A 1,360-nucleotide genomic window follows, 5' to 3' on the forward strand; every position below is an offset into this window, starting at 1 on the left:
GCTCACTCGACTGTGAGGATGGCGTCGCGGCCTGGTTGGTGGTGGGCTGTGTTCGACGATCCCGGGCGTGACTCTTCACTCGACTGGCTATGTGCCTTTCTCTGGACCTGTCCGTCCGGGGTTCGTTGGACCCGGCCCGGTCGGAGCGACTGGCCTGATCAGGAGCTTGACCGTCGGGCGTAAGGAGCCCGTCGTGTCTCATCACAGTCCTGCCGAGTCTCCGACCCGGACCGGGAACCACGTCCCGTTCCAGGCAAGGAGAGAACGCATGACCAGTGTGACCGACCTGCGTGAGCTGGTCGATGTCGTGATCGGCGTCGACACCCACGTCCACACCCATTCCGCGGCGGTGGTCGATGCCCGCACCGGTGGTGTCCTGGGCGAGGTCACCGTCGAGGCGGACACCGACGGGTACGCCGAGCTGGTGGCGTTCGCCGAGGAGCACGCGGCACTGCGGGCCTGGGCGATCGAGGGCACCGGCGGGCACGGCGCCGGCCTGGCCCGGCACCTGGCCCGCCTCCAGGAACTCGTACTCGAGCTGGACCGGCCCGTGCGGGCCCGGCGCCGCAACGGCGTCAAGTCCGACCCGCTGGACGCGGTCCGCGCCGCCCGCGAGGCGCTGTCCCGGGAAAAGCTAGGCACCCCCCGCGGCGGCGGAGCCACGACCGGGGACCGGCAGGCCCTGTCGGTGCTGCTGGCCGCGCGCCGGTCCGCGGTCGAGGCCGCCGGCGACGCCCAACGGCAGCTGTTCAGTTTGGTCATCGCCGCACCCGAGCCGGTCCGCGCCCGGTTCCGCGGCCAGAAACTCCCCGCGATGCTGCGCACCGCCGCAGCCCTGCGGGCCCACCCGTCCTGGGACCTGGAGACCACCACGACCGTCACCACGCTGCGGTCCCTGGCCCGCCGCGCCCGAGCCCTGACCCAGGAGGCCGCCGAGCACAAGAAGAACATCCTGGCCATCGTCCGGTCCTGGCGCCCCGACCTGCTGGCCCAGCCCGGCATCGGCCCGATCGTGGCCGCGACCGTGCTGTGCGCCTGGTCCCACCCCGGACGAGTCCACTCCGAGGCCGCCTTCGCCATGCTCGCCGGCGCGGCCCCGATCCCGGCCACCAGCGGCCAGACCACCAACCGCCACCGACTCAACCGGTACGGCGACCGCCAGCTCAACCGCGCCCTGCACACCATCACCCTGTCCCGCATCCGCTACGACCAAGACACCCGCGACTACGTCGCCCGCCGCACCACCCAAGGCAAGACCAGCCGCGAGATCAAACGCTGCCTCAAGCGCTACATCGCCAGAGACCTATACCGCCAACTCGAACACGCACCCACCACGCCTTGACGAACCATAGGAGCGTCC

At 71.3% G+C, this 1,360-nt stretch carries 1 protein-coding gene; it reads left to right on the plus strand.

What is annotated here, in order from left to right:
• Nucleotides 1–268 precede the first annotated feature (268 nt).
• On the plus strand, nt 269–1,342 hold the full coding sequence (locus tag ACYVLP_RS23495) for an IS110 family RNA-guided transposase (protein WP_460629711.1): 1,074 nt from the start codon (nt 269–271) through the stop codon (nt 1,340–1,342).
• Nucleotides 1,343–1,360 lie beyond the last annotated feature (18 nt).

The organism is Intrasporangium mesophilum, from assembly GCF_054783095.1.

What these genes read in the sequence shown, in the direction of transcription:
- ACYVLP_RS23495 (WP_460629711.1), top strand. Translation starts at nt 269, where the DNA reads ATGACCAGTGTGACCGACCTGCGTGAGCTGGTCGATGTCGTGATCGGC.